Raw genomic sequence first — 754 nt, 5'->3', positions numbered from 1 at the left:
TTTGACTCTTGGACCATCACGACTCAAACCGATACCAGTGATATCAGTGAGCCGGGGTCGGTCACGGATAACCGCGATATTGACACCCAGTTTAACCTTGCAGCAAATAGTTTCGCTGTTGGCGGCACTTTCATCAAATATACGGTGAAAGCAAAGATCAGCGAGAAAGCGGTTGGCCAAATCTTAAACGTGGCGGTTATTGATAACAGTCATAACCTAGTCGCTGAGCCAGCCAACATGCTGCCTTCTGAGGTAAGCAAATCCCATAAAGCGTACACGGATTCGTCTTTATCGAGCGAAAAGCTGACGTACAATCACACGTCTAGTGGTGAAAATATCGTGTACCGTCTGCGCCTCCAAAACAATGGTAAAGGACTGGAGTACAACAAATCACTGCAAGAGTTATTCTCTAGCATCAAAGTCCGAGTGGCACAAAATGCGCCTGGAGAATCAGACGCGCAGAGTTTACCTGCGTTTGCTGCGCACGGATGGGATGTGAGCGTGAAAACTTCTGGTGAAGCAACGACGGATATCGGCGGTTTTGTTGGTGGTGCAAATGCGGATATCGATATTCCAGTTCTATCCATTGCGCCGGGCGGTTGGATTGAGTTTGTGATGAAGTCACGTATTCGCCCAGACGCTTTGGATCAAATTGCTTCGACGCCGAAATACGACGGCACGAACTTTGCGACAGCTCGCGTGACACCGGAAGGCAGCAATCTAGCCGTTAACAAAGAGATCGTTTCGATTGCTG

At 48.7% G+C, this 754-nt stretch carries 1 protein-coding gene; it reads left to right on the top strand.

Annotated elements, in window-relative coordinates; all coding sequences use genetic code 11:
• Nucleotides 1-754, top strand: a 754-nt coding sequence (locus R8O11_RS27145; protein ID WP_318194866.1) for a hypothetical protein, incomplete at both ends; no start/stop codon positions are given.

It is taken from the genome of Vibrio sp. 1288 (assembly GCF_033344475.1).
Note: the sequence above shows the minus strand (reverse complement) of the source record. Positions and strands in the feature narration are given on the sequence as shown.